The organism is Streptomyces roseofulvus (assembly GCF_039534915.1).
GTDB lineage: Bacteria > Actinomycetota > Actinomycetes > Streptomycetales > Streptomycetaceae > Streptomyces > Streptomyces roseofulvus.
Window position 1 is genome coordinate 2,620,161 of record NZ_BAAAWE010000001.1, and the last position, 18,233, is coordinate 2,638,393.

General features: G+C 72.3%; 16 protein-coding genes. 9 read left to right on the forward strand and 7 right to left on the reverse strand.

Translation table 11 applies throughout. The features are described from left to right. Positions 1–125: 125 nt before the first annotated feature. The 5 genes from ABFY03_RS12135 to ABFY03_RS12155 all read right to left on the reverse strand — a co-directional run bounded on the left by ABFY03_RS12135 (position 126) and on the right by ABFY03_RS12155 (position 3,805). Entirely contained in the window at positions 126–1,274 is a 1,149-nt protein-coding gene (locus ABFY03_RS12135) for a DUF475 domain-containing protein (protein WP_346169889.1), read from the reverse strand. A gap of 29 nt (positions 1,275–1,303) precedes the next feature. Next, positions 1,304–1,879, reverse strand: a complete 576-nt coding sequence (locus ABFY03_RS12140; RefSeq protein ID WP_030495316.1) for a TerD family protein — start codon at positions 1,877–1,879, stop codon at positions 1,304–1,306. Positions 1,880–2,021: 142 nt separating this feature from the next. Beyond that, on the reverse strand, positions 2,022–2,597 hold the full coding sequence (locus tag ABFY03_RS12145) for a TerD family protein (RefSeq protein ID WP_030495317.1): 576 nt from the start codon (positions 2,595–2,597) through the stop codon (positions 2,022–2,024). 164 nt (positions 2,598–2,761) lie between these two features. After that, positions 2,762–3,220, reverse strand: coding sequence for a peroxiredoxin (locus ABFY03_RS12150; RefSeq protein ID WP_319014020.1), 459 nt, complete (start codon positions 3,218–3,220; stop codon positions 2,762–2,764). 162 nt (positions 3,221–3,382) lie between these two features. Continuing rightward, entirely contained in the window at positions 3,383–3,805 is a 423-nt protein-coding gene (locus ABFY03_RS12155) for a DUF3052 domain-containing protein (RefSeq protein ID WP_031004804.1), read from the reverse strand. A gap of 444 nt (positions 3,806–4,249) precedes the next feature. Here ABFY03_RS12155 and aceE point away from each other — a divergent pair, with 444 nt between their 5' ends. Both aceE and ABFY03_RS12165 read left to right on the forward strand, forming a co-directional pair. Next, positions 4,250–6,982, forward strand: coding sequence for a pyruvate dehydrogenase (acetyl-transferring), homodimeric type (gene aceE / locus ABFY03_RS12160; RefSeq protein ID WP_346169890.1), 2,733 nt, complete (start codon positions 4,250–4,252; stop codon positions 6,980–6,982). Between the two features lie 85 nt (positions 6,983–7,067). Then, positions 7,068–7,907 carry a potassium channel family protein gene (locus tag ABFY03_RS12165; protein WP_386723568.1) on the forward strand — a complete coding sequence of 280 codons (840 nt, stop codon included), beginning with the start codon at positions 7,068–7,070 and terminating at the stop codon, positions 7,905–7,907. Here the strand turns inward: ABFY03_RS12165 and ABFY03_RS12170 are convergent. Beyond that, positions 7,888–8,343, reverse strand: a complete 456-nt coding sequence (locus ABFY03_RS12170) for a peptidase inhibitor family I36 protein (protein ID WP_346169891.1) — start codon at positions 8,341–8,343, stop codon at positions 7,888–7,890. The genes ABFY03_RS12165 and ABFY03_RS12170 overlap by 20 nt on opposite strands. A 157-nt stretch (positions 8,344–8,500) precedes the next feature. Next, positions 8,501–10,123, reverse strand: a complete 1,623-nt coding sequence (locus ABFY03_RS12175) for an MFS transporter (RefSeq protein ID WP_319014017.1) — start codon at positions 10,121–10,123, stop codon at positions 8,501–8,503. A gap of 130 nt (positions 10,124–10,253) precedes the next feature. Between ABFY03_RS12175 and ABFY03_RS12180 the strand changes: the two genes are divergently transcribed. From ABFY03_RS12180 to ABFY03_RS12210, 7 genes are all read left to right on the forward strand, one after another. After that, positions 10,254–10,898 (forward strand): TetR family transcriptional regulator, encoded by a 645-nt coding sequence (locus ABFY03_RS12180; RefSeq protein ID WP_319014049.1) that lies wholly within the window; start codon positions 10,254–10,256, stop codon positions 10,896–10,898. A 370-nt stretch (positions 10,899–11,268) separates the two neighbouring features. After that, on the forward strand, positions 11,269–12,483 hold the full coding sequence (locus ABFY03_RS12185; RefSeq protein WP_319014016.1) for an alpha/beta hydrolase: 1,215 nt from the start codon (positions 11,269–11,271) through the stop codon (positions 12,481–12,483). A gap of 74 nt (positions 12,484–12,557) precedes the next feature. Then, positions 12,558–13,427: a DUF4429 domain-containing protein gene (locus ABFY03_RS12190; RefSeq protein ID WP_319014015.1), complete on the forward strand. Its 870-nt coding sequence runs from the start codon at positions 12,558–12,560 to the stop codon at positions 13,425–13,427. A gap of 423 nt (positions 13,428–13,850) precedes the next feature. After that, positions 13,851–15,170, forward strand: coding sequence for a sensor histidine kinase (locus tag ABFY03_RS12195; RefSeq protein WP_319014014.1), 1,320 nt, complete (start codon positions 13,851–13,853; stop codon positions 15,168–15,170). A 61-nt stretch (positions 15,171–15,231) separates the two neighbouring features. Next, complete coding sequence (locus tag ABFY03_RS12200; RefSeq protein WP_319014013.1) at positions 15,232–15,909, forward strand: response regulator transcription factor; 678 nt, start codon at positions 15,232–15,234, stop codon at positions 15,907–15,909. A gap of 138 nt (positions 15,910–16,047) precedes the next feature. Then, positions 16,048–17,031, forward strand: a complete 984-nt coding sequence (locus ABFY03_RS12205; protein ID WP_346169892.1) for an alpha/beta hydrolase — start codon at positions 16,048–16,050, stop codon at positions 17,029–17,031. Next, complete coding sequence (locus ABFY03_RS12210; RefSeq protein WP_319014011.1) at positions 17,028–18,224, forward strand: acyltransferase family protein; 1,197 nt, start codon at positions 17,028–17,030, stop codon at positions 18,222–18,224. Before ABFY03_RS12205 ends, ABFY03_RS12210 begins: the two co-directional genes overlap by 4 nt. Positions 18,225–18,233: the final 9 nt, after the last annotated feature.

Genomic DNA, 18,233 nt, shown 5'->3' on the forward strand with positions numbered 1-18,233 from the left:
GTCGCCTTGCCCGGCCGTCACGCGCCTGCGGGGCGACCGGACGGGCCGGTCGCCCCGCAGGGAAGCGTTCCTCATTGTCCCCGGTGTCACACCCCGTGGCGGGGCGCACACCGGGGTGCAGGGTGTCACACCCCGGAGCTCACCTCGGCCTTGTCGTCCGAGGAGCCGGAGCCGCCCTCTGCCGCCGCCAGCGCGCGGTTGCGGCGGACGGAGGACCAGAAGGACCAGGCGATCAGGACGACGCCGATGAGGCCGGTGATGACCTCGTTGATCTCGTACTGGATGGTGATGAGGAGCAGCACCGCGAGGGCGCCGATGGCGTAGTGCGCGCCGTGCTCCAGGTACACGTAGTCGTCCAGGGTGCCCTGCTTGACCAGGTAGACCGTGAGCGACCGGACGTACATGGCGCCGACGCCGAGGCCGAGCGCCATCAGCACGATGTCGTTGGTGATGGCGAAGGCGCCGATCACGCCGTCGAAGGAGAAGGAGGCGTCGAGGACCTCCAGGTAGAGGAACATGAAGAAGGCGGCCTTGCCGGCGAGCTGGACGGCGGAGACCTTCTTGCCGCTGCGCTTGGCCTCTTCCTCGGCCTCGTGCTCGCGCTCCTCTTCCTCCTCCAGCTTGTTCTCGAAGAAGCCGGAGAGACCGCCGACGACGAGGTACGTGATGAGGCCGGCGATGCCGGAGATGAGGACCGTCTGCGCCTTGTCGACGTGGGCGCCGCCGTGCTGGTGGGCGTGGGTCGCGAAGGTCATCGAGGTGACGAGCAGGACGATCAGCGCGATGCAGACCGACAGCATGTCGACCTTGCCGAGCTTGGCCAGCGGGCGCTCGATCCAGCGCAGCCACTGGATGTCACGGTCCTCGAAGATGAAGTCGAGGAAGATCATCAGCAGGAACATGCCACCGAAGGCGGCGATCGACGGGTGCGCGTCGGTGACCAGTTCCTGGTAGCGGTCCGGTTCGTTGAACGCCAGGTCGACCGCGTCGATCGGGCCGATCTTGGCGCTGATCGCGACGATCACGACGGGGAAGACCAGTCGCATTCCGAACACGGCGATCAGAATGCCGATGGTGAGGAAGATCTTCTGCCAGAAGGCATTCATCTTCTTCAGGATGCCGGCGTTGACCACCGCGTTGTCGAAGGAGAGCGAGATCTCGAGGATGCACAGGATCGCGACGATCCCGAACGCCTCCCACCCCCCGTAGAGCACCGCTGCGACCAGGCCGAGCGCGGTGATCGCGAACGACCAGCCGAAGGTTTTCAGAAGCACTGCCTACCCCATTGTGTGATAACGCGGCTTTACGAAACGTTGACCCCGAAGTCTAGAGCGATGCCCCGCAGTCCGGACGCGTACCCCTGGCCGACCGCGCGGAACTTCCATTCGCCGTTGTAGCGGTAGAGCTCGCCGAAGATCATCGCCGTCTCGGTGGAGGCGTCCTCCGAGAGGTCGTAGCGGGCCAGTTCCTGCCCGTCCGCCTGGTTCACCACCCGGATGAAGGCGTTGCTGACCTGACCGAAGGTCTGGCCGCGGTTGTCGGCGTCGTGGATGGAGACCGGGAAGACGATCTTGTCGCACTGGGGCGGCACCCGGGTGAGGTCGACGATGAGCGACTCGTCGTCCCCGTCGCCCTCGCCGGTCAGGTTGTCACCGGTGTGCTCGACCGAACCCTCGGGGCTGCGCAGCTGGTTGTAGAAGACGAAGTACTCGTCGCCGAGGACCCGGCCGGCCTGGCACATCAGGGCGCTGGCGTCGAGGTCGAAGGGGGCTCCGGTGGTGGACCGCGCGTCCCAGCCGAGGCCCACGAGGACCTTGGTGAGGTTGGGTGCGGCCTTGGAGAGGGAGACGTTGCCTCCCTTGGCGAGCGTGACGCCCATGGTGTTCGGTTCCTCCCCGGTGGATGCTGCTGCCATGAGGCACGTCCGGCGCCGCACGAGAGGTGCGGCGCCGGACGTCGTCGAGCGGGTCCGGCCCCGGGCCTCGACGGCCCGGCCCCGGACGGCCCTGAAGGTGTGCGGCTCAGACGTTGACGCCGAAGTCCTGCGCGATGCCGCGCAGGCCCGAGGCGTAACCCTGGCCGACGGCGCGGAACTTCCACTCCGCGCCGTGGCGGTACAGCTCGCCGAAGACCATGGCGGTCTCGGTCGAGGCGTCCTCGGAGAGGTCGTACCGCGCGATCTCGGCGCCGCCGGCCTGGTTCACGACGCGGATGAACGCGTTGCGCACCTGGCCGAAGGACTGCTGGCGGTTCTCGGCGTCGTAGATGGACACCGGGAAGACGATCTTGGCCACGTCGGCCGGGACGCCGGCCAGGTTGACCTTGACCTGCTCGTCGTCGCCCTCGCCCTCACCGGTGAGGTTGTCACCGGTGTGCTCGACGGAACCGTCGGCGCTCTTGAGGTTGTTGAAGAAGACGAAGTCCTGGTCGTTGCGCACCTTGCCGGCCTCGCTCACCAGGATGGCGCTGGCGTCGAGGTCGAAGTCCGTACCGGTCGTGGTGCGGACGTCCCAGCCCAGACCGACGGTCACGGCGGTGAGGCCAGGGGCCTCCTTGGTCAGCGAGACGTTGCCGCCCTTGCTGAGGCTGACTCCCACGAGTCCCTCCATCATTGTTTTCAGGGGCAGCGCCCCCGGTCGTGCGTTGGCATCGGATCAACGACTGGATCCTAGTGACGGGTTCCCAGTCGAAACAGGCGATTCGCCCGGGGAATCGGGGGATGTCGGTGCGGACCACCGATTCCGGGTCCCGCGCGGCCGCGTCAGAGGGTTTCGAGCGCCTTGACGTAGGCGTCGAGGTCACGGGCGTCCGGCAGGGCGTTGACGACCGTCCAGCGGACGACGCCCTCCTTGTCGATGATGAAGGTGCCCCGGACGGCGCAGCCCTTGTCCTCGTCGAAGACGCCGTAGGCGCGGGAGGCCTCGCCGTGCTTCCAGAAGTCGGAGAGCAGCGGGTAGTCCAGGCCCTCCTGCTCGGCGAAGACGCGCAGGGTGTGGATGGAGTCGTTGGAGACGGCGAGCAGCTGGGTGTCGTCGTTGACGAACTTCGGCAGGTTGTCCCGGAGCTCGCACAGCTCGCCGGTGCACACGCCGGTGAAGGCGAACGGGTAGAAGAGCAGGACCACGTTCTTCTCGCCGCGGTAGTCGGAGAGCTTCACCGTGCGGCCGTGGTTGTCCTTGAGCTCGAAATCGGGGGCCTTGGTGCCGACCTCGATCGCCATCGCGTACGCATCCCTTCGACGGGGCCCGGCCTCTGGGCCGAACCGGTGAACCCCACCCTACGGCCTGGCCGGCGGGCCCCCGCGCGAGCCCGGGGGCGGACGGTCCGGAAGCGCGAAAGCCCCCGCCGGCGCACCGGCGGGGGCTTTCGCGCAGCAGGGGGATCAGCGCTTGGGAGCGACCAGGCGGGTGCCCGTCCAATCCTTGGCGACGCTGATGCTCTTGGACTGGGAGAGCCCAGCGGTCTGCGCGGCATCGTTGATGTCGCTCGGCTCGATGTAGCCGTCGCGGCCGGTCTTCGGAGTCAGCAGCCAGATGTTGCCGCCGTCCTCCAGCAGACCGATGCTGTCCACCAGTGCGTCGGTGAGATCACCGTCCTCGTCACGGAACCAGAGGACGACGGCGTCGGCGACGTCGTCGTACTCCTCGTCCATGAGCTCCTGGCCGATGATGGACTCGATGCCTTCACGGAGATCCTGGTCGACGTCGTCGTCGTAGCCGATCTCCTGGACCACCTGTCCGGGCTCGAACCCCAGCCTCGCCGCCGGGTTGGTCCGCTCCTCCGCGTGGTCCGCGGTCGCGCTCACGGCTTGCCTCCTGATCATGTAACGGAAAATGCTCGGGCCGCGCATGTGCGCGGCGCTGGCCGTAGTCCACACGTGACGGGGCGGATCGCGCAAGTACCCGGCCGTGGAGACCGCCGAAACGGTGACGTTTGGGGCCGTCTCACCGCAACTTCCGACGGCTTTCGACAGCGCTCCGTGATCGGGCGTACACGATTCGTCCCGCTTCGCGGGGTTCTGCGGTTTCAGTCTGCCGAACGCTCTGCCGAAACGCATGCGCGGATTGGGCGTAAGGTTGCGATTTGACCGCACCCGGAGGGCAGGAAGGGCGCGGAGAGGGTTACCTCTCGGTAAAGATGACGTGTGCCGCGAGCCGGGTACACGATGGACGTTCCCGGCCTCGGACATCCCGGCCTCAAAGGGGCTCCCCCTTCTCGTGGGGCTCCCCCCGACCAGCGAAGGAACAGCGTGGCTCCCGGATCCGATCGCAACCCGATCATCATTGGCGGCCTTCCCAGCCAGGTCCCGGATTTCGACCCCGAAGAGACCCAGGAGTGGCTCGACTCCCTCGACGCGGCGGTCGACGAGCGGGGCCGGGAGCGGGCCCGCTATCTGATGCTCCGGCTGATCGAGCGCGCCCGCGAGAAGCGGGTGGCCGTGCCCGAGATGCGCAGCTCGGACTACGTCAACACCATCGCGACCAGGGACGAGCCCTTCTTCCCCGGCAACGAGGAGATCGAGCGCAAGGTCCTCAACGCCACCCGGTGGAACGCGGCCGTGATGGTCTCGCGCGCCCAGCGCCCGGGCATCGGCGTCGGCGGCCACATCGCGACCTTCGCCTCTTCGGCCTCCCTCTACGACGTGGGCTTCAACCACTTCTTCCGGGGCAAGGACGAGGGCGACGGCGGCGACCAGATCTTCTTCCAGGGCCACGCCTCCCCCGGCATCTACGCCCGCGCCTTCCTGCTGGACCGGCTGACGGCGACCCAGCTCGACGGCTTCCGCCAGGAGAAGTCGAAGTACCCGAACGGCCTGTCGTCCTACCCGCACCCGCGGCTGATGCCGGACTTCTGGGAGTTCCCGACGGTGTCGATGGGCCTCGGCCCGCTCGGCGCGATCTACCAGGCCCGGATGAACCGGTACATGGAGGCGCGCGGGATCGCCGACACCTCGAAGTCGCACGTGTGGGCGTTCCTCGGCGACGGCGAGATGGACGAGGTCGAGTCGCTGGGCCAGCTCTCCATCGCGGCGCGCGAGGGCCTGGACAACCTCACCTTCGTCGTCAACTGCAACCTGCAGCGGCTCGACGGCCCGGTACGCGGCAACGGCAAGATCATCCAGGAGCTGGAGTCGATCTTCCGGGGCAACGGCTGGAACGTCATCAAGCTCATCTGGGACCGCTCCTGGGACCCGCTGCTCGCGCAGGACCGGGACGGCATCCTGGTGAACAAGCTGAACACCACGCCGGACGGGCAGTTCCAGACGTACGCGACGGAGACCGGCGCGTACATCCGCGAGCACTTCTTCGGCGACGACCACCGGCTGCGGGCGATGGTCGAGTCGATGTCGGACCAGCAGATCCTGCACCTGGGCCGCGGCGGCCACGACCACAAGAAGATCTACGCGGCCTACGCGGCGGCCAAGGCCCACAAGGGCCAGCCGACGGTGATCCTGGCCCAGACCGTCAAGGGCTGGACCCTCGGCCCGAACTTCGAGGGCCGCAACGCCACCCACCAGATGAAGAAGCTGACGGTCGACGACCTCAAGCGCTTCCGCGACCGGCTGCACATCCCGGTGACCGACAAGGAGCTGGAGTCCGGCCTGCCGCCGTACTACCACCCGGGCCGGGACTCCGAGGAGATCCAGTACATGCACGACCGGCGCAGCGCGCTGGGCGGCTACGTGCCCACCCGGGTGGTGCGCTCCCGGCCGCTGGCGCTGCCGGACGACAAGACCTACGCGGCGGTCCGCAAGGGCTCGGGCCAGCAGTCGATCGCCACCACCATGGCCTTCGTCCGGCTGCTGAAGGACCTGATGCGGGACAAGGAGATCGGCAAGCGCTTCGTGCTGATCGCGCCGGACGAGTACCGCACCTTCGGCATGGACTCCTTCTTCCCGAGCGCCAAGATCTACAACCCGCTGGGGCAGCAGTACGAGGCGGTGGACCGCGAACTCCTGCTCGCCTACAAGGAGTCCCCGACCGGCCAGATGCTGCACGACGGCATCTCCGAGGCCGGCTGCACGGCCTCGCTGATCGCCGCCGGCTCGGCCTACGCCACCCACGGCGAGCCGCTGATCCCGGTCTACGTCTTCTACTCGATGTTCGGTTTCCAGCGGACCGGCGACCAGTTCTGGCAGATGGCCGACCAGCTCGCGCGCGGTTTCGTCCTGGGCGCCACCGCCGGCCGCACCACGCTGACCGGCGAGGGCCTCCAGCACGCGGACGGTCACTCGCACCTCCTCGCTTCGACGAACCCGGCCTGCATCTCCTACGACCCGGCGTTCGGTTTCGAGATCGCGCACATCGTCAAGGACGGTCTGCGCCGGATGTACGGCCCCCAGGCGGAGGACGTCTTCTACTACCTGACGGTCTACAACGAGCCGATCCAGCACCCGGCCGAGCCGGAGGACGTGGACGTGGAGGGCATCCTCCAGGGCATCCACCTCTTCAGGCGTGCCGAGGCCGGCACGATCCCGGCGCAGATCATGGCCTCCGGCGTCGCCGTCCCGTGGGCGATCGAGGCGCAGCGGATCCTCGCCGATGAGTGGAACGTCAAGGCCGACGTCTGGTCCGCGACCTCCTGGAACGAGCTGCGCCGCGAGGCGGTGGCGGTCGAGGAGCACAACCTGCTCCACCCGGACGAGGAGCAGCGCGTCCCCTACGTCACCCGCAAGCTCCAGGCCGCCGAGGGCCCCTTCGTGGCGGTGTCGGACTGGATGCGTTCGGTGCCGGACCAGATCGCCCGCTGGGTGCCCGGCTCGTACACCTCCCTCGGTGCGGACGGTTTCGGTTTCGCGGACACCCGCGGTGCCGCCCGCCGGTACTTCCACATCGACGCCCCGTCGGTGGTCCTGGCGGTGCTGACCGAGCTGGCCCGTGACGGCAAGGTGGACCGCGCGGTCCTGAAGCAGGCGGTGGACCGCTACCAGCTGCTCGACGTGGCGGCCGCCGACCCGGGTCCGGCGGGCGGCGACGCCTGACGGAGCCCGCGGGGCGGCAGTGCCTGGTGAGGGGCGGTGGGACCGGCGGTCCCGCCGCCCTTCGGCATTCCTTACGATGCCCCGCATGTCCGTGAAGAAGGAGCGCCCCCCGAAGGTCCGCTGGGAAGAGCGCACCCAGACCCCGCTGCTGGTGCTGGCGGTGGCCTTCGGCATCGCCTACGCGGTGCCGATCGTCGCGCCGGGCGCCGAGCCGTGGGTGCTCCGGCTGTGCCACTACGTGGAGTGGGCGGTGTGGGGCGCCTTCGCGCTGGACTATCTGGTCCGGCTCCTGCTGGCCTCCTCCCGCTGGGCCTTCGTCCGCTCCCACCCCCTCGATCTGCTCGCGGTCCTGCTGCCGCTGGTGCAGCCGCTGCGGCTGCTGCGGGTGGTCTCCACCCTCCTCCTCGTGGGCCGGCGGGCCCGGATGGCCCCGCAGATAACGCTGACCACCTATGTGGCGGGCGCGGTGGTCGGACTGATGATGTTCGGCTCGCTGGCGGTGCTGCACGTGGAGCGGGACGCCCCGGACGGCAACATCAAGACGCTGGGCGACGCCGTCTGGTGGTCGTTCACCACGATGACGACGGTCGGGTACGGCGACCACGCGCCGACGACGGGGCTCGGGCGGGTGCTGGCGGTCGGGCTGATGCTGTCGGGCATCGCCCTGCTGGGTGTCGTCACCGCCAACATCGCGGCCTGGTTCATCGCCCGCTTCGAGCGGGACGACGCGGTGGAGCGGCGCCAGACGGAGCTTCTGGAGGCGCTGACCCGGGAGGTCCGCGAACTCCGCGCCGAGGTCGCCCGCCTCGCGGGCCCGGTGCCCCCGCAGACCACGGCGCCGGAGGCCGTACCGCAGGCCGTACCGGAGCCCGCGCCGGACGCGGCCGCGCCGGAGCCGGGAGCGGCTATCGCTCCCAGAGCTTGAAGGCTCTGACCTCGTACGGGGTCTGCGGGACCCAGGTGCCCCGGCCCGGGTAGGTCTCGAACTCGCCCGTCTCCGCGCACTCCGCCGACTGGTACGCGGTGACCGGCCGGCCCGTGCGGACGGCCAGGGACTGGGCCGAGGCCCCGGCCGGGAGGGCGACGCAGCTGTCGAGGTCCGTCGTCGCCAGTTCGTACGTCCACGGCCTGCCCTTGAAGTCGGGCTTCGGCCAGAGGCAGAGCCGCCCGGGCCCGCAGGCCCCCTGCGTGGTCCCGGCCGCCGCGGCGGCCGGCGCGGTCTGCGCGGTCGGAGCGGTCTGCGCCATCGCCCCTGCCGGAGCGGTCGGCGCGGTCGGCGCGGCCGTGGCCGGGAGGGCGGTCAGGAGCAGGACGGTCATCGCCGCGAGCGCGGCGGACGCCTTTCCCTTCGGACAGTTCATACAGATCAACCCCCATGTCGTCACTCTCTGTAATCACGAGCATGGACGAGGTGACCCTCCGAACGGAAGGGGGGCCGCCCCCGTTCCATCGAACGGGTGACGGCCCCCTAGGGGAGTTCCGGGTGCCGGCCGTCGGGCCGGCGGCCGGGCCGGTGGCTCAGATGTGCCCGCCGCCCATGCCGGCCTGCGCGTTCTCGCCGCGCTTGGTCAGCGTGGCGACCAGCGCCGCGACCACGGCCACGACGCCGGCGACGGTGAAGGCCAGGCCCATGCCCTGCAGGAAGGTGTCGTGGATGACGTCGGAGATCTTGGCGAAGAGCTCCGGCGTCATGCCCGGCGCCTGCGCCATCGCCTCCGGGGCCATGCCGAACTCGGCGGCCTCCTCCAAGCGCGGGTCCACCGGGACCGGGATCCCGGCCTCCTTCCAGTTCTCCGCGAAGGCACCGGACACCTTGGAGGACATGACGGCGCCGAGCACCGCCGTGCCGAGCGCGCCGCCGACCTGCATCGCGGCCTGCTGGAGGCCGCCGGCGACGCCGGAGAGCTCCAGCGGCGCGTTGCCGACGATGACCTCGGTGGCGCCGACCATGACCGGGGCGAGGCCCAGGCCGAGGAGGGCGAACCAGAGGGACATCGCCAGCGTGCTCGTCCCGGCCGAGAGCGTGATCATGCCGAACATCGCCACGGCCGTGAAGACCATGCCACCGACGAGCGGCACCCGCGGACCGAACTTGGTGATGAGCGCGCCGGCCAGCGGCGAGGAGACGATCATCATCGCGGTCAGCGGAAGCAGCCGCAGGCCCGCGTCGATCGGGCCGAGCCCCTTCACGCCCTGGAGGTAGAAGGTCACGAAGAAGAGGCCGCCCATGAAGGCGAAGGCCATCAGGACCATCAGCACCACACCGGCCGAGAGCGGCACGGAGCGGAACATGGTGAGCGGGATGAGCGGCTCCCTGACCTTCGTCTCCCAGACCGCGAAGACCGCGAAGAGGACGATCGAGCCGATCAGGCAGCCCCAGGTGTTGGCGCTGGTCCAGCCCCAGTCCGCGCCCGCCTTGATGAGGCTCCAGACGAGCAGGCCCATCGCGCCGGAGAGCAGCACGATGCCGAGGACGTCGAACGAGCGCGGCGCGTTCTCGGCGCGGTGGTCCTTCAGGATGATCAGGCCGAGCGCGAGCGCGACCACGCCGACGGGCACGTTGATGAAGAAGACGGACTGCCAGCTCACGTGCTCGACGAGGAAGCCGCCGAGGATCGGGCCGCCCGCGGTGGAGGCGCCGATGACCATGCCCCAGATGCCGATGGCCATGTTCAGCTTCTCGGCGGGGAAGGTGGCGCGCAGCAGGCCGAGCGCGGCCGGCATCAGCAGGGCGCCGAACAGGCCCTGGAGCACCCGGAAGGCGATCACGAAGGCGATCGAGTCGGAGAGGCCGATCGCGCCGGACGCGGCGGCGAAGCCCGCGATGCCGATGAGGAAGGTCTGACGGTGGCCGAAGCGGTCGCCGAGCTTGCCGGCGGTGATCAGGGCGACGGCGAGCGCGAGCAGATAGCCGTTGGTGATCCACTGGAGCTGGTCCAGGGAGGCGCCGAGGTCGGCCTGGATGGCGGGGTTGGCGATGGCGACGATCGTGCCGTCGAGCGCCACCATCATCACGCCGGCGGCGACGGCGAACAGGGTCAGCCAGGGGTGGCCGCGCAGGCCCTTCGCCGGGACCGGAGCCGGCTCCCGTACGCCCCCCTGGCCCTGCGGGGCCTTTTCCACACTGGTCTGACTAGTCATGGGAACGAGGCTAGTGACAGTCACTGACAATTGACAAAGTGATTCACACGTCGGTAACTGTCATGTAGCTCACAGGTACGCTGAGCAGGGAGAAGGCCCCATAATCGACCGAAAAGAGACCTCCGTGACCATGCCCGCGCCCGGCCTGCGCGAGCGGAAGAAGCAGCGCACCCGCGACGCGCTGATCCGGGTCGCCCTGGAGCTCTTCACCACGCGGGGGTACGAGCGGACCACCGTCGACGAGATCGTCGACGCGGTCGAGGTCTCCCAGCGCACCTTCTTCCGCTACTTCTCCTCCAAGGAGGAGGTCGCCTTCGCCGTCCAGCGGATGGTCGAGGAGGAGTTCGTCCGGGCGCTGGCGCTGCGCCCGCCGGAGGAGGGCCCCTTCGACGCGATGCGGAACGCGGTGCTCGCCTCGTGGGACGGGGTGGGCGACGCGATCGACGAGGTCGTCCCCGTCGAGCTGTACCTGCGGACCTTCGGCATGATCGAGTCGACGCCGGCGCTGCTCGCCGCGCATCTGCGGCGGTCCAGCGAGATGGAGGAGACCATCGCGCGGCTCGTCGCCCGCCGCGAGGGGCTCGACGTGGACGCCGATCCCCGGCCGCGGATCGCGGTCGCCGCCTTCAGCGGGGTGATGCGGGTCACGGCGCAGATGTGGGGCAAGGGGCCGGACCTCAGCCTGGAGGCGATCCGGGCGCTCACCGAGTGGTACCTGGACCACCTGGGCCCGGCACTCTCCCAGCACTGGCGGGAACCGGGCGGACGCGGCTGAGCGGACGCGTTGGCGGGGCCGGGTCCTCGGGGGGCGGCTCGGGCCTGGGCGGTCCCGCTCTGTGCGCCTCGGCGTTCTGTCCCGGAGTACCGGGCGTTCCTGCCCTCAGCGGCCGGGCGTTCCCGCCCTGAGCGCCCCGGCTTTGCCGCCCCGCGCGGCCGGGCGTTCCTTCCCGTCCCGAGCGCCCCGGCTTTGCCGCCCCGCGCGGCCGGGCGTTCCTTCCCCTCCCGAGCGCCCCGCCGTCCCTGGCCCGAGCACCCCGAGCGCCCCGGGCTTCCGTCCCGCGTAGCCTCCGGAACGTCGTCACGGGTCCGGGTCGGTCCGGGCCGGGCGGTGGGCCTGTCATCTTCGCCGTCTAGGGTTCTCGCCCGTGACCTCCGTCGACGCCCCTCCGTCCCTCGCCGTCCTGCGCACCCTGCTCGTGCTGGGTGTCGTCCTCGTGCTGCTGGCCACCACGGGCTGGACCACCATCCGGCAGCGGCCGGTGTCCGGGCTCTCCATGGAGGCGGCGCTGGCCTCCTGGGCACGGGAGCGGATCGGCGACGTGCCGCCGCCCGACCCGGGCACCGCCCCGCCCCGTACGGTCGCGGCCTGGTTCGCCGCGCTCGGTCCGGCCCGCGCCGAGGGCCTCGCCGAGCGGCACCCGCTGGTCGTCGGCAATCTCGACGGGGCCCCGCCGGCCCTGCGCTACCGCGCCAACCGGATCGCCCTCACCCGGGCGCTGGCGGCCGAGCGGCCCCGCCTCCGGGACACCCGGCTCTCCGCCGAGGGCCGGCACGAGGCCCGCCGGCGGGTGGACCGCTTCGTCTCCCTGCTGGAGCCCGGCCGCCGCATCCTCGCCTTCGACCCCACCGGGACGGGGCGGGCCGCCGAGGTGCTCGGCGATCTGGAGCGGGCCCGGCGGGTGTCGGTGATCGTGCCCGGCGTCGACACCCACCTCCTCACCTTCCAGAAGACCCGCGGGCGGTACACCGCTCCCGTCGGCATGGCGCAGGCGCTGTACGAGGCCGAGCGGCGCACCGCGCCCGGCGCCCGGGTCGCGGTCATCGCCTGGGCCGGGTACACCGCGCCCGCCCGGGTGGGGGTGGACGCGGCGACCGGCCGGCTCGCCGCGTCCGGCGCCGCGCGGCTCGTCCGGCTGACCGAGGGCCTGCCGGGGAAGGCGAGGGTGGCGCTCTTCTGCCACAGCTACGGCTCCGTGCTCTGCGGGATCGCCGCGCCCCGGCTGCCGGAGCGGGTGACCGACCTGGCGGTGGCCGGCAGCCCCGGGATGCGGGTGGAGACGGCCGCCGAGCTGGGCACCCGGGCCCGGATCTGGGCGATGCGGGACGCCGGCGACTGGATCGCGGACGTGCCCCACCTGGAGCTCGGCGGGGTCGGGCACGGGGCCGATCCGGTGGCGCCGGAGTTCGGTGCGCGGCTGGTCTCGGCGGCCGGTGCGGCCGGGCACAGCGGCTATTTCGAGCCGGGCACGGAGAGCCTCGGCAACTTCGCCGCGATAGGCGCCGGGGCCTTCGGGCGGATCGTCTGCGCACGTGCCGACCGCGCGTGCCACGGAGGAATCTCCGGCGGCACCGGCCTCTGACGCGCGTAGATCACGGAATTTCGGGATAGTTCCGAGGGGCGACGCACGGCCACGCGCCGCTTACGATGAGGCGTATGGGTGATGTGCTGGCCGGAAATCATGCCACCTGGGAGCTGGAGAGCGACGCACTTGTCATCCGCTTCGAACGGGGGATCCGTACGCCGAGGCTGTTCCAGGCGCTGCGGGAGCGACGTGTGCCGTACGAGGCGCTGGTGTCGGCGACGCTCGCGCCGGGCCGGCGGGGGACGGTCGTCCTGCACGCCGTGCCGCGGCCGGGCGCCGATCCGCTGATGGAAGCGGCGGCGGGGCAGCTCAAGGAGACCTGCGACCCCTACCGGCTGGCGCTGCCCGCCGACCGGGAGGACCTCGCCGCGCGCTGGCGCGACGAGCTGGCGGCGGTGATCCCCGCGGACCCGGTGGACCGGCTCGACTCCGGGTTCCTCGTCGAGGCGCCGCAGGGGCCGCGCTCCTTCAAGGCGTACGACGGGAAGGCCACGTTCGACGGGTCGTCGGAGGTCTCGTTCCGCTGGTCCTCGACGATGGCGACGTCGGAGAAGTGGAAGACGGGCGACCAGTCCTTCCGGGTCCGGGAGCTGAGCGGGGTCGAATGGCGTTCGCCGGACTCCCCCGGCGGGTTCCTGCGGCTGCTCCCCCGGGGCGGCGCGCCCCGGACGGACCGGCCCGACCACGACCCGGCGTCGGTCGTCTTCGGCCTCGGCTACGGACCGGTGCACGACTCCCTCCCGTTCGCGGCGGCCGTCCTCTCGGCGATCCGTGCCAAGGACCGCGCGCCCGTTCCCGCGGGTGCGGTCGTCGGCGCGGCCCACGGCGATCCCGGCGTCATCGCTGAAAGGATTCGCCACTTGGGCGAACTGCATCAGGCGGGCCTGGTGACGGACGAGGAATTCGCCGCGAAGAAGACGGAACTCCTCGCCGAGCTGTAGCGCCGTGGGCGGCACGGGGCGCGCGGTGACGCCGAGCTGTAGCGCCGGGCGCGTAACGCCGTGCGCCGGCGCGGGGCGCGCGGTGGACACGGCGGGGGCCGGGCGCTTGACGCAGCGCGCGGCACGGGGCAGGCGACGGACGCCGCGGGAACGGGCGCGTAACGCCGGGCACGGCACGGGGCAGACGACGGACGCCGCGGGACCGGGCGCTTGACGCAGTGCGCGGCGCGGGGCAGGCGACGGACGCCGCGGGACCGGGCGCGTAACGCCGGGCACGGCACGGGGCAGACGACGGACGCCGCGGGAACGGGCGCCGACGGGGCGCGCGCCCCGCACGGACGCGCTGTCATACCAGGGTCTGATCCCGGATCGACCTCCCTGGTACGACGACGGGCGGCGGGCGCGAATCTAGGCTGGCTCGTCATGGAAGCGTTCGAGAAGCGATCGGGGGCCCGGCGGGTCACGGTGCGGATCCAGGGGTGGTCGCGGGTGGCCGCGCAGGCCCTGGAGGCCACCTTCGCCACGCCCGCCGCGTCGGGCTCGCCGCCCTTCGCGGGTGCCTCGTCCCGGTGGACGAGGCTGCTGCCCTACGCGTTCGGGGTCGCGCTCGTCGCCTCCCTGCTCCCGGTCACCGTCCATCTCCTCACGCACGACTACGACGTGCCCGGCGCGCTGGCCGGGGCGCTCGCCACCGCGCAGACCGCGCCGCTGCTGCTCGCCACCACCCGGCCGCTGCAGGCCTGGTGGATCGTGTTCCCCGCCGACATCGCCGGGGCGCTCGTCCTGATGGCCTCCGACGGGCCGCGCGCCCAGCTGTGGCCGTGGACCCCGCCGGTCGTCGTCGGGTACTGCGCGCTGATGCTGGCGCTCGGGCTGCGCGAGCCGCGCCGCACCCTCGTCGGCGTGTGGCTGGCCACCGGCGCGGTCGGCTATCTGCTGGAGACCCTGCGGCCGTACGGCGGCACGGGCCTCACCACGCTCCTCTTCGTGCTCAGCGGGGTGCTGCTGCTGCTCACCTCCGCGATCCGGGCGCGCGGCGAGGCGCAGCGACGCCTCGCCGAGCAGGAGACGATCAGCGAGGCCGAGCGGGCCCGCCGCACGCTCCTGGAGGAGCGGGCCCGGATCGCCCGGGAGCTGCACGACGTGGTCGCCCACCACATGTCGGTGATCACCGTGCAGGCGGACTCCGCCCCGTACCGGATCCCGGAGCTGCCGGAGGCGGCCCGGGAGGAGTTCGCGTCGATCGCGGGCAGCGCGCGGGAGTCGCTGGCCGAGATGCGGCGGCTGCTCGCGGTGCTCCGCAGCGACGGCGGCGAGGGCGAGCGGGCCCCGCAGCCGGGCCTCGACCGGCTGCAGCAGCTGGTGGAGGCGACCGTACGGGCGGGGGTGCCGGCCGAGCTGTCGCTCGCGGCGGAACTCGCGGACGGACGGACCGAGGTGCCGCAGGCGGTGGGGCTCTCCGCGTACCGGATCGTGCAGGAGGCGCTGGCCAACGTCGTGCGGCACGCGCCGGGCGCCCCGACCCGGGTGTCGGTGCGGGAGGACGGGTCCGGCCGGCTGACGGTGCTGGTGGTCAACGGCCCGGCCGCGGAGCCGGTGGCGCCGCTGGAGAGCGCGGGCACCGGGCACGGCCTGGTCGGGATGCGCGAGCGCGTCCGGCTGACCGGCGGCACGCTGGACACCGGCCCCCTGCCGGACGGCGGCTTCCGCATCGCGGCCACGCTGCCGCTGGGCCCGGCGTGATCCGGAGGACACGGCCTAGGGTGGCCGGTGCGGGGGGACGACCGACGAGCGAGGATGTCGTGTGACCATTCGGGTGATCATCGTGGACGACCAGGCCATGGTGCGGGCGGGGTTCGCCGCGCTGCTGGCCGCGCAGACCGACATCGACGTGGTCGGCGAGGCGCCGGACGGGCGGCGGGGCGTCGAGGTGGCGCGGGCCGTCCACCCGGACGTGGTGCTGATGGACGTGCGGATGCCGGAGCTGGACGGGCTGGCGGCGGCCCGGGAGATCCTGCACCCGCCGGCCGGGGTGACCCACCGGCCCAAGGTGCTGATGCTGACCACCTTCGACGTCGACGACTACGTGTACGAGGCGCTGCGGGCCGGGGCGTCCGGCTTCCTGCTGAAGGACGCGCCGCCGGCCGATCTCATCGCCGCCGTACGGGTCGTGGCGGCGGGCGACGCGCTGCTCGCGCCGTCCGTGACCCGCCGGCTGATCGCCGACTTCGCCGCGAACCGCCCCGCCGCCCGCAAGGACGTGACGGCGCTCCGGCTCAACGGTCTGACGCCGCGTGAGACCGAGGTGCTGGAGCTGATCGCCCGCGGTCTGTCCAACCAGGAGATCGCGGAGCGGCTCGTGCTCGCCGAGCAGACGGTGAAGACCCACATCGGGCGGGTGCTCGCCAAGCTGGACCTGCGGGATCGCGCGCAGGCGGTGGTCTTCGCCTACGAGTCGGGCCTGGTGACCCCCGGGGGTTAGCCCCACCCCGGGCCGGGGGCGGCCTCCTCGTCCACCCCCTACCCGGGTATGGCACGGGAGTTGGCTCCCTGGTGTGACGTGCCGTCACCCGTCGTCTTCCTACCTTCCTCTCGCCGACGACGAGAGAGGGAGGACGGCATGGGCCGCATCACGAGGAGCCTGGTGACCGCCGTCATGGTGACGGCGGTCGTGGCGGGGACGGCGGGCTGGGCGTCCGGGACGGCGCAGGAGCCGGTCACCGGTCCGCCGGCCGGCACCGCCGAGTGGCGGGCGGCGGGCCTGCCGGACCCGGAGCGGACGGACCCGGCCGGGGTCGCCCGCTTCTTCGCCGGACTCGGCCCCGAGGAGCGGCAAAGGCTCGTACGGGACCACCCGACGGTGGTCGGGAACCTGGACGGGGCGCCGCTGGAGCTGCGGTACGCGGCCAACGCCCGGTCCGTCCGGGACCGTCACCCGGGGGCGCGGGTCCTGGCGCACGACTCCCGCGGGCGGGGACAGACGGTCCTGGTCTACGGGGATCTGGCGACGGCCGAGCGGGTCGCGGTGCTGGTGCCGGGCTCCGACGTCGACGCCGGCCGGATGGGCTCCCTCACCCGGAAGGCCACCGCCCTGCGGGAGGCGACCGGCGGGCGCACCGCCGTCGTCGCCTGGGCCGGCTACACCACCCCGCTCGGCGTCGGACTCGACGCCGCCTCGGGTGAGTTGGCGGAGGCGGGCGCCGAGCGGCTGACCCGCTTCGCGGAGGGGCTGCGGGCCGCCGGGGTGCGTCCCGAGCCGTCCGTCTTCTGCCACAGCTACGGCTCCGTCGTCTGCGGGCTCGCCGCGCACCGGCTGAAGGCGAAGGACCTGGTGGTGTTCGGCTCCCCCGGCATGCGGGCGGAGAACGTGGCGGAGCTGCGGACCCCGGCCCGGGTGTGGGCCGCGAAGGACCCGACGGACTGGATCGACCGGGTGCCGAACGTGGCCGTCGGAGGCTACGGGCACGGCACCGACCCGACCGCGCCGGAGTTCGGCGCCCGGGCCGTGCCGGCCCAGGACGCGGACGGCCACGACGGCTACTTCGCGCCCGGCACCTCCTCGCTGCGCGCCTTCGCCGCGATCGCCGAGGGGGCCGCCCGATGAAGACCCTCGTCCGGAAGATCGAGGCCGGCACCCCCGCCCACCGCGACCGGGCCGTGGACGGCCTGCGGGCCCTGGCGCTGCTCGCCGTGCCCACCGGGCACTGGCTGCTCGGCGGGTTCACGCTCTCCGCCGACGGCGCGCTCCACAACGCCTCCCCGCTCGCGGCCTTCGGCGCGCTCGCCCCGGCGAGCTGGGTCCTCCAGATGCTGGGGATCTTCTTCCTTGTCGGCGGCTACGCCTCCGTCCTGTCCTACCGGCGCCGGACCGGCTCCGCCCGGGCCTGGCTCGGCGGGCGGCTCGCCCGGCTCGGCCGGCCGGTGCTCGGGGTGACCGCCGTGTGGGCGGCGCTGCTGCCGCTGCTCCACCACGGCCTCGGCGTCCCGGTGGACACCCTGCGGACGGCGTCGACGCTGGTGATCCAGCCGCTGTGGTTCGTCGGGGTGTACACGGTGGTGACGGCGCTGACCCCGCTGTGCGTGCGGGCCGCGCGCCGGCTCGGGGTGTGGGCGGCGGCGCCGCTCCTCGGCTCGGTCGCCGTCGTGGACTTCCTGCGGTACGGACCGTACGCGGACGCCGTGCCGTCCTGGCTGAGCCTGCTGAACATCCTGCCGGGCTGGCTCTTCGCGTACCAGCTCGGGGTGGGCTGGGGCGAGGGCCGGGTGGACCGCCGGCACGCGTGGGGGCTGCTGGCCGGAGGGGCGGCGCTCTTCGCGGCGCTGCTGCTGGTCTTCGGCTACCCGGCGTCGATGGTCGGCGTCCCCGGGGAGGCCCGCACCAACTCGCACCCGCCGTCGCTGCTGGTGCCGGCGCTCGCCGCCGCGCAGAGCGGGGCCGCGATCCTGCTGCGGGACCGGCTCGGCCGACTGCTGAAGCGGCCCGCGCTGTGGGCGCCGGTCGTGGTGATCAACCTGTCGGCGATGACGATCCTGTGCTGGCACCAGACCGCGATGCTCGCGGCGGCCGTCCCCGCCTCGTACCTGGGCGAGGTGCCCGGTCTCGTCGGGGCGCCCGACTCGGTCGGCTGGATCCTGGCCCGGCTGGCCTGGATGCCGGTCTTCGCCGGGCTGCTGGTGCTGATCGGGCGGTACGCGCGCGGCTTCGAGTCGCCGTGGGCGCGCACCGGCCCGGCCCGCCGCACCCTCGCGGGCCTGCTCGCGGCCGGCTTCGCGGTCTTCGCCCTGGGCCTCGCGTGAGGAGGCCCG

Excerpts from the sequence above, each read along its gene's own strand:
- ABFY03_RS12210 (WP_319014011.1), top strand. The coding sequence starts at position 17,028 with ATGAAGACCCTCGTCCGGAAGATCGAGGCCGGCACCCCCGCCCACCGC.
- ABFY03_RS12150 (WP_319014020.1), bottom strand. The coding sequence starts at position 3,220 with ATGGCGATCGAGGTCGGCACCAAGGCCCCCGATTTCGAGCTCAAGGAC.
- ABFY03_RS12170 (WP_346169891.1), bottom strand. The coding sequence starts at position 8,343 with ATGAACTGTCCGAAGGGAAAGGCGTCCGCCGCGCTCGCGGCGATGACC.
- ABFY03_RS12205 (WP_346169892.1), top strand. The coding sequence starts at position 16,048 with ATGGGCCGCATCACGAGGAGCCTGGTGACCGCCGTCATGGTGACGGCG.
- ABFY03_RS12175 (WP_319014017.1), bottom strand. The coding sequence starts at position 10,123 with ATGACTAGTCAGACCAGTGTGGAAAAGGCCCCGCAGGGCCAGGGGGGC.
- ABFY03_RS12190 (WP_319014015.1), top strand. The coding sequence starts at position 12,558 with ATGGGTGATGTGCTGGCCGGAAATCATGCCACCTGGGAGCTGGAGAGC.
- ABFY03_RS12195 (WP_319014014.1), top strand. The coding sequence starts at position 13,851 with ATGGAAGCGTTCGAGAAGCGATCGGGGGCCCGGCGGGTCACGGTGCGG.
- ABFY03_RS12140 (WP_030495316.1), bottom strand. The coding sequence starts at position 1,879 with ATGGGCGTCACGCTCGCCAAGGGAGGCAACGTCTCCCTCTCCAAGGCC.
- ABFY03_RS12165 (WP_386723568.1), top strand. The coding sequence starts at position 7,068 with ATGTCCGTGAAGAAGGAGCGCCCCCCGAAGGTCCGCTGGGAAGAGCGC.
- ABFY03_RS12180 (WP_319014049.1), top strand. The coding sequence starts at position 10,254 with ATGCCCGCGCCCGGCCTGCGCGAGCGGAAGAAGCAGCGCACCCGCGAC.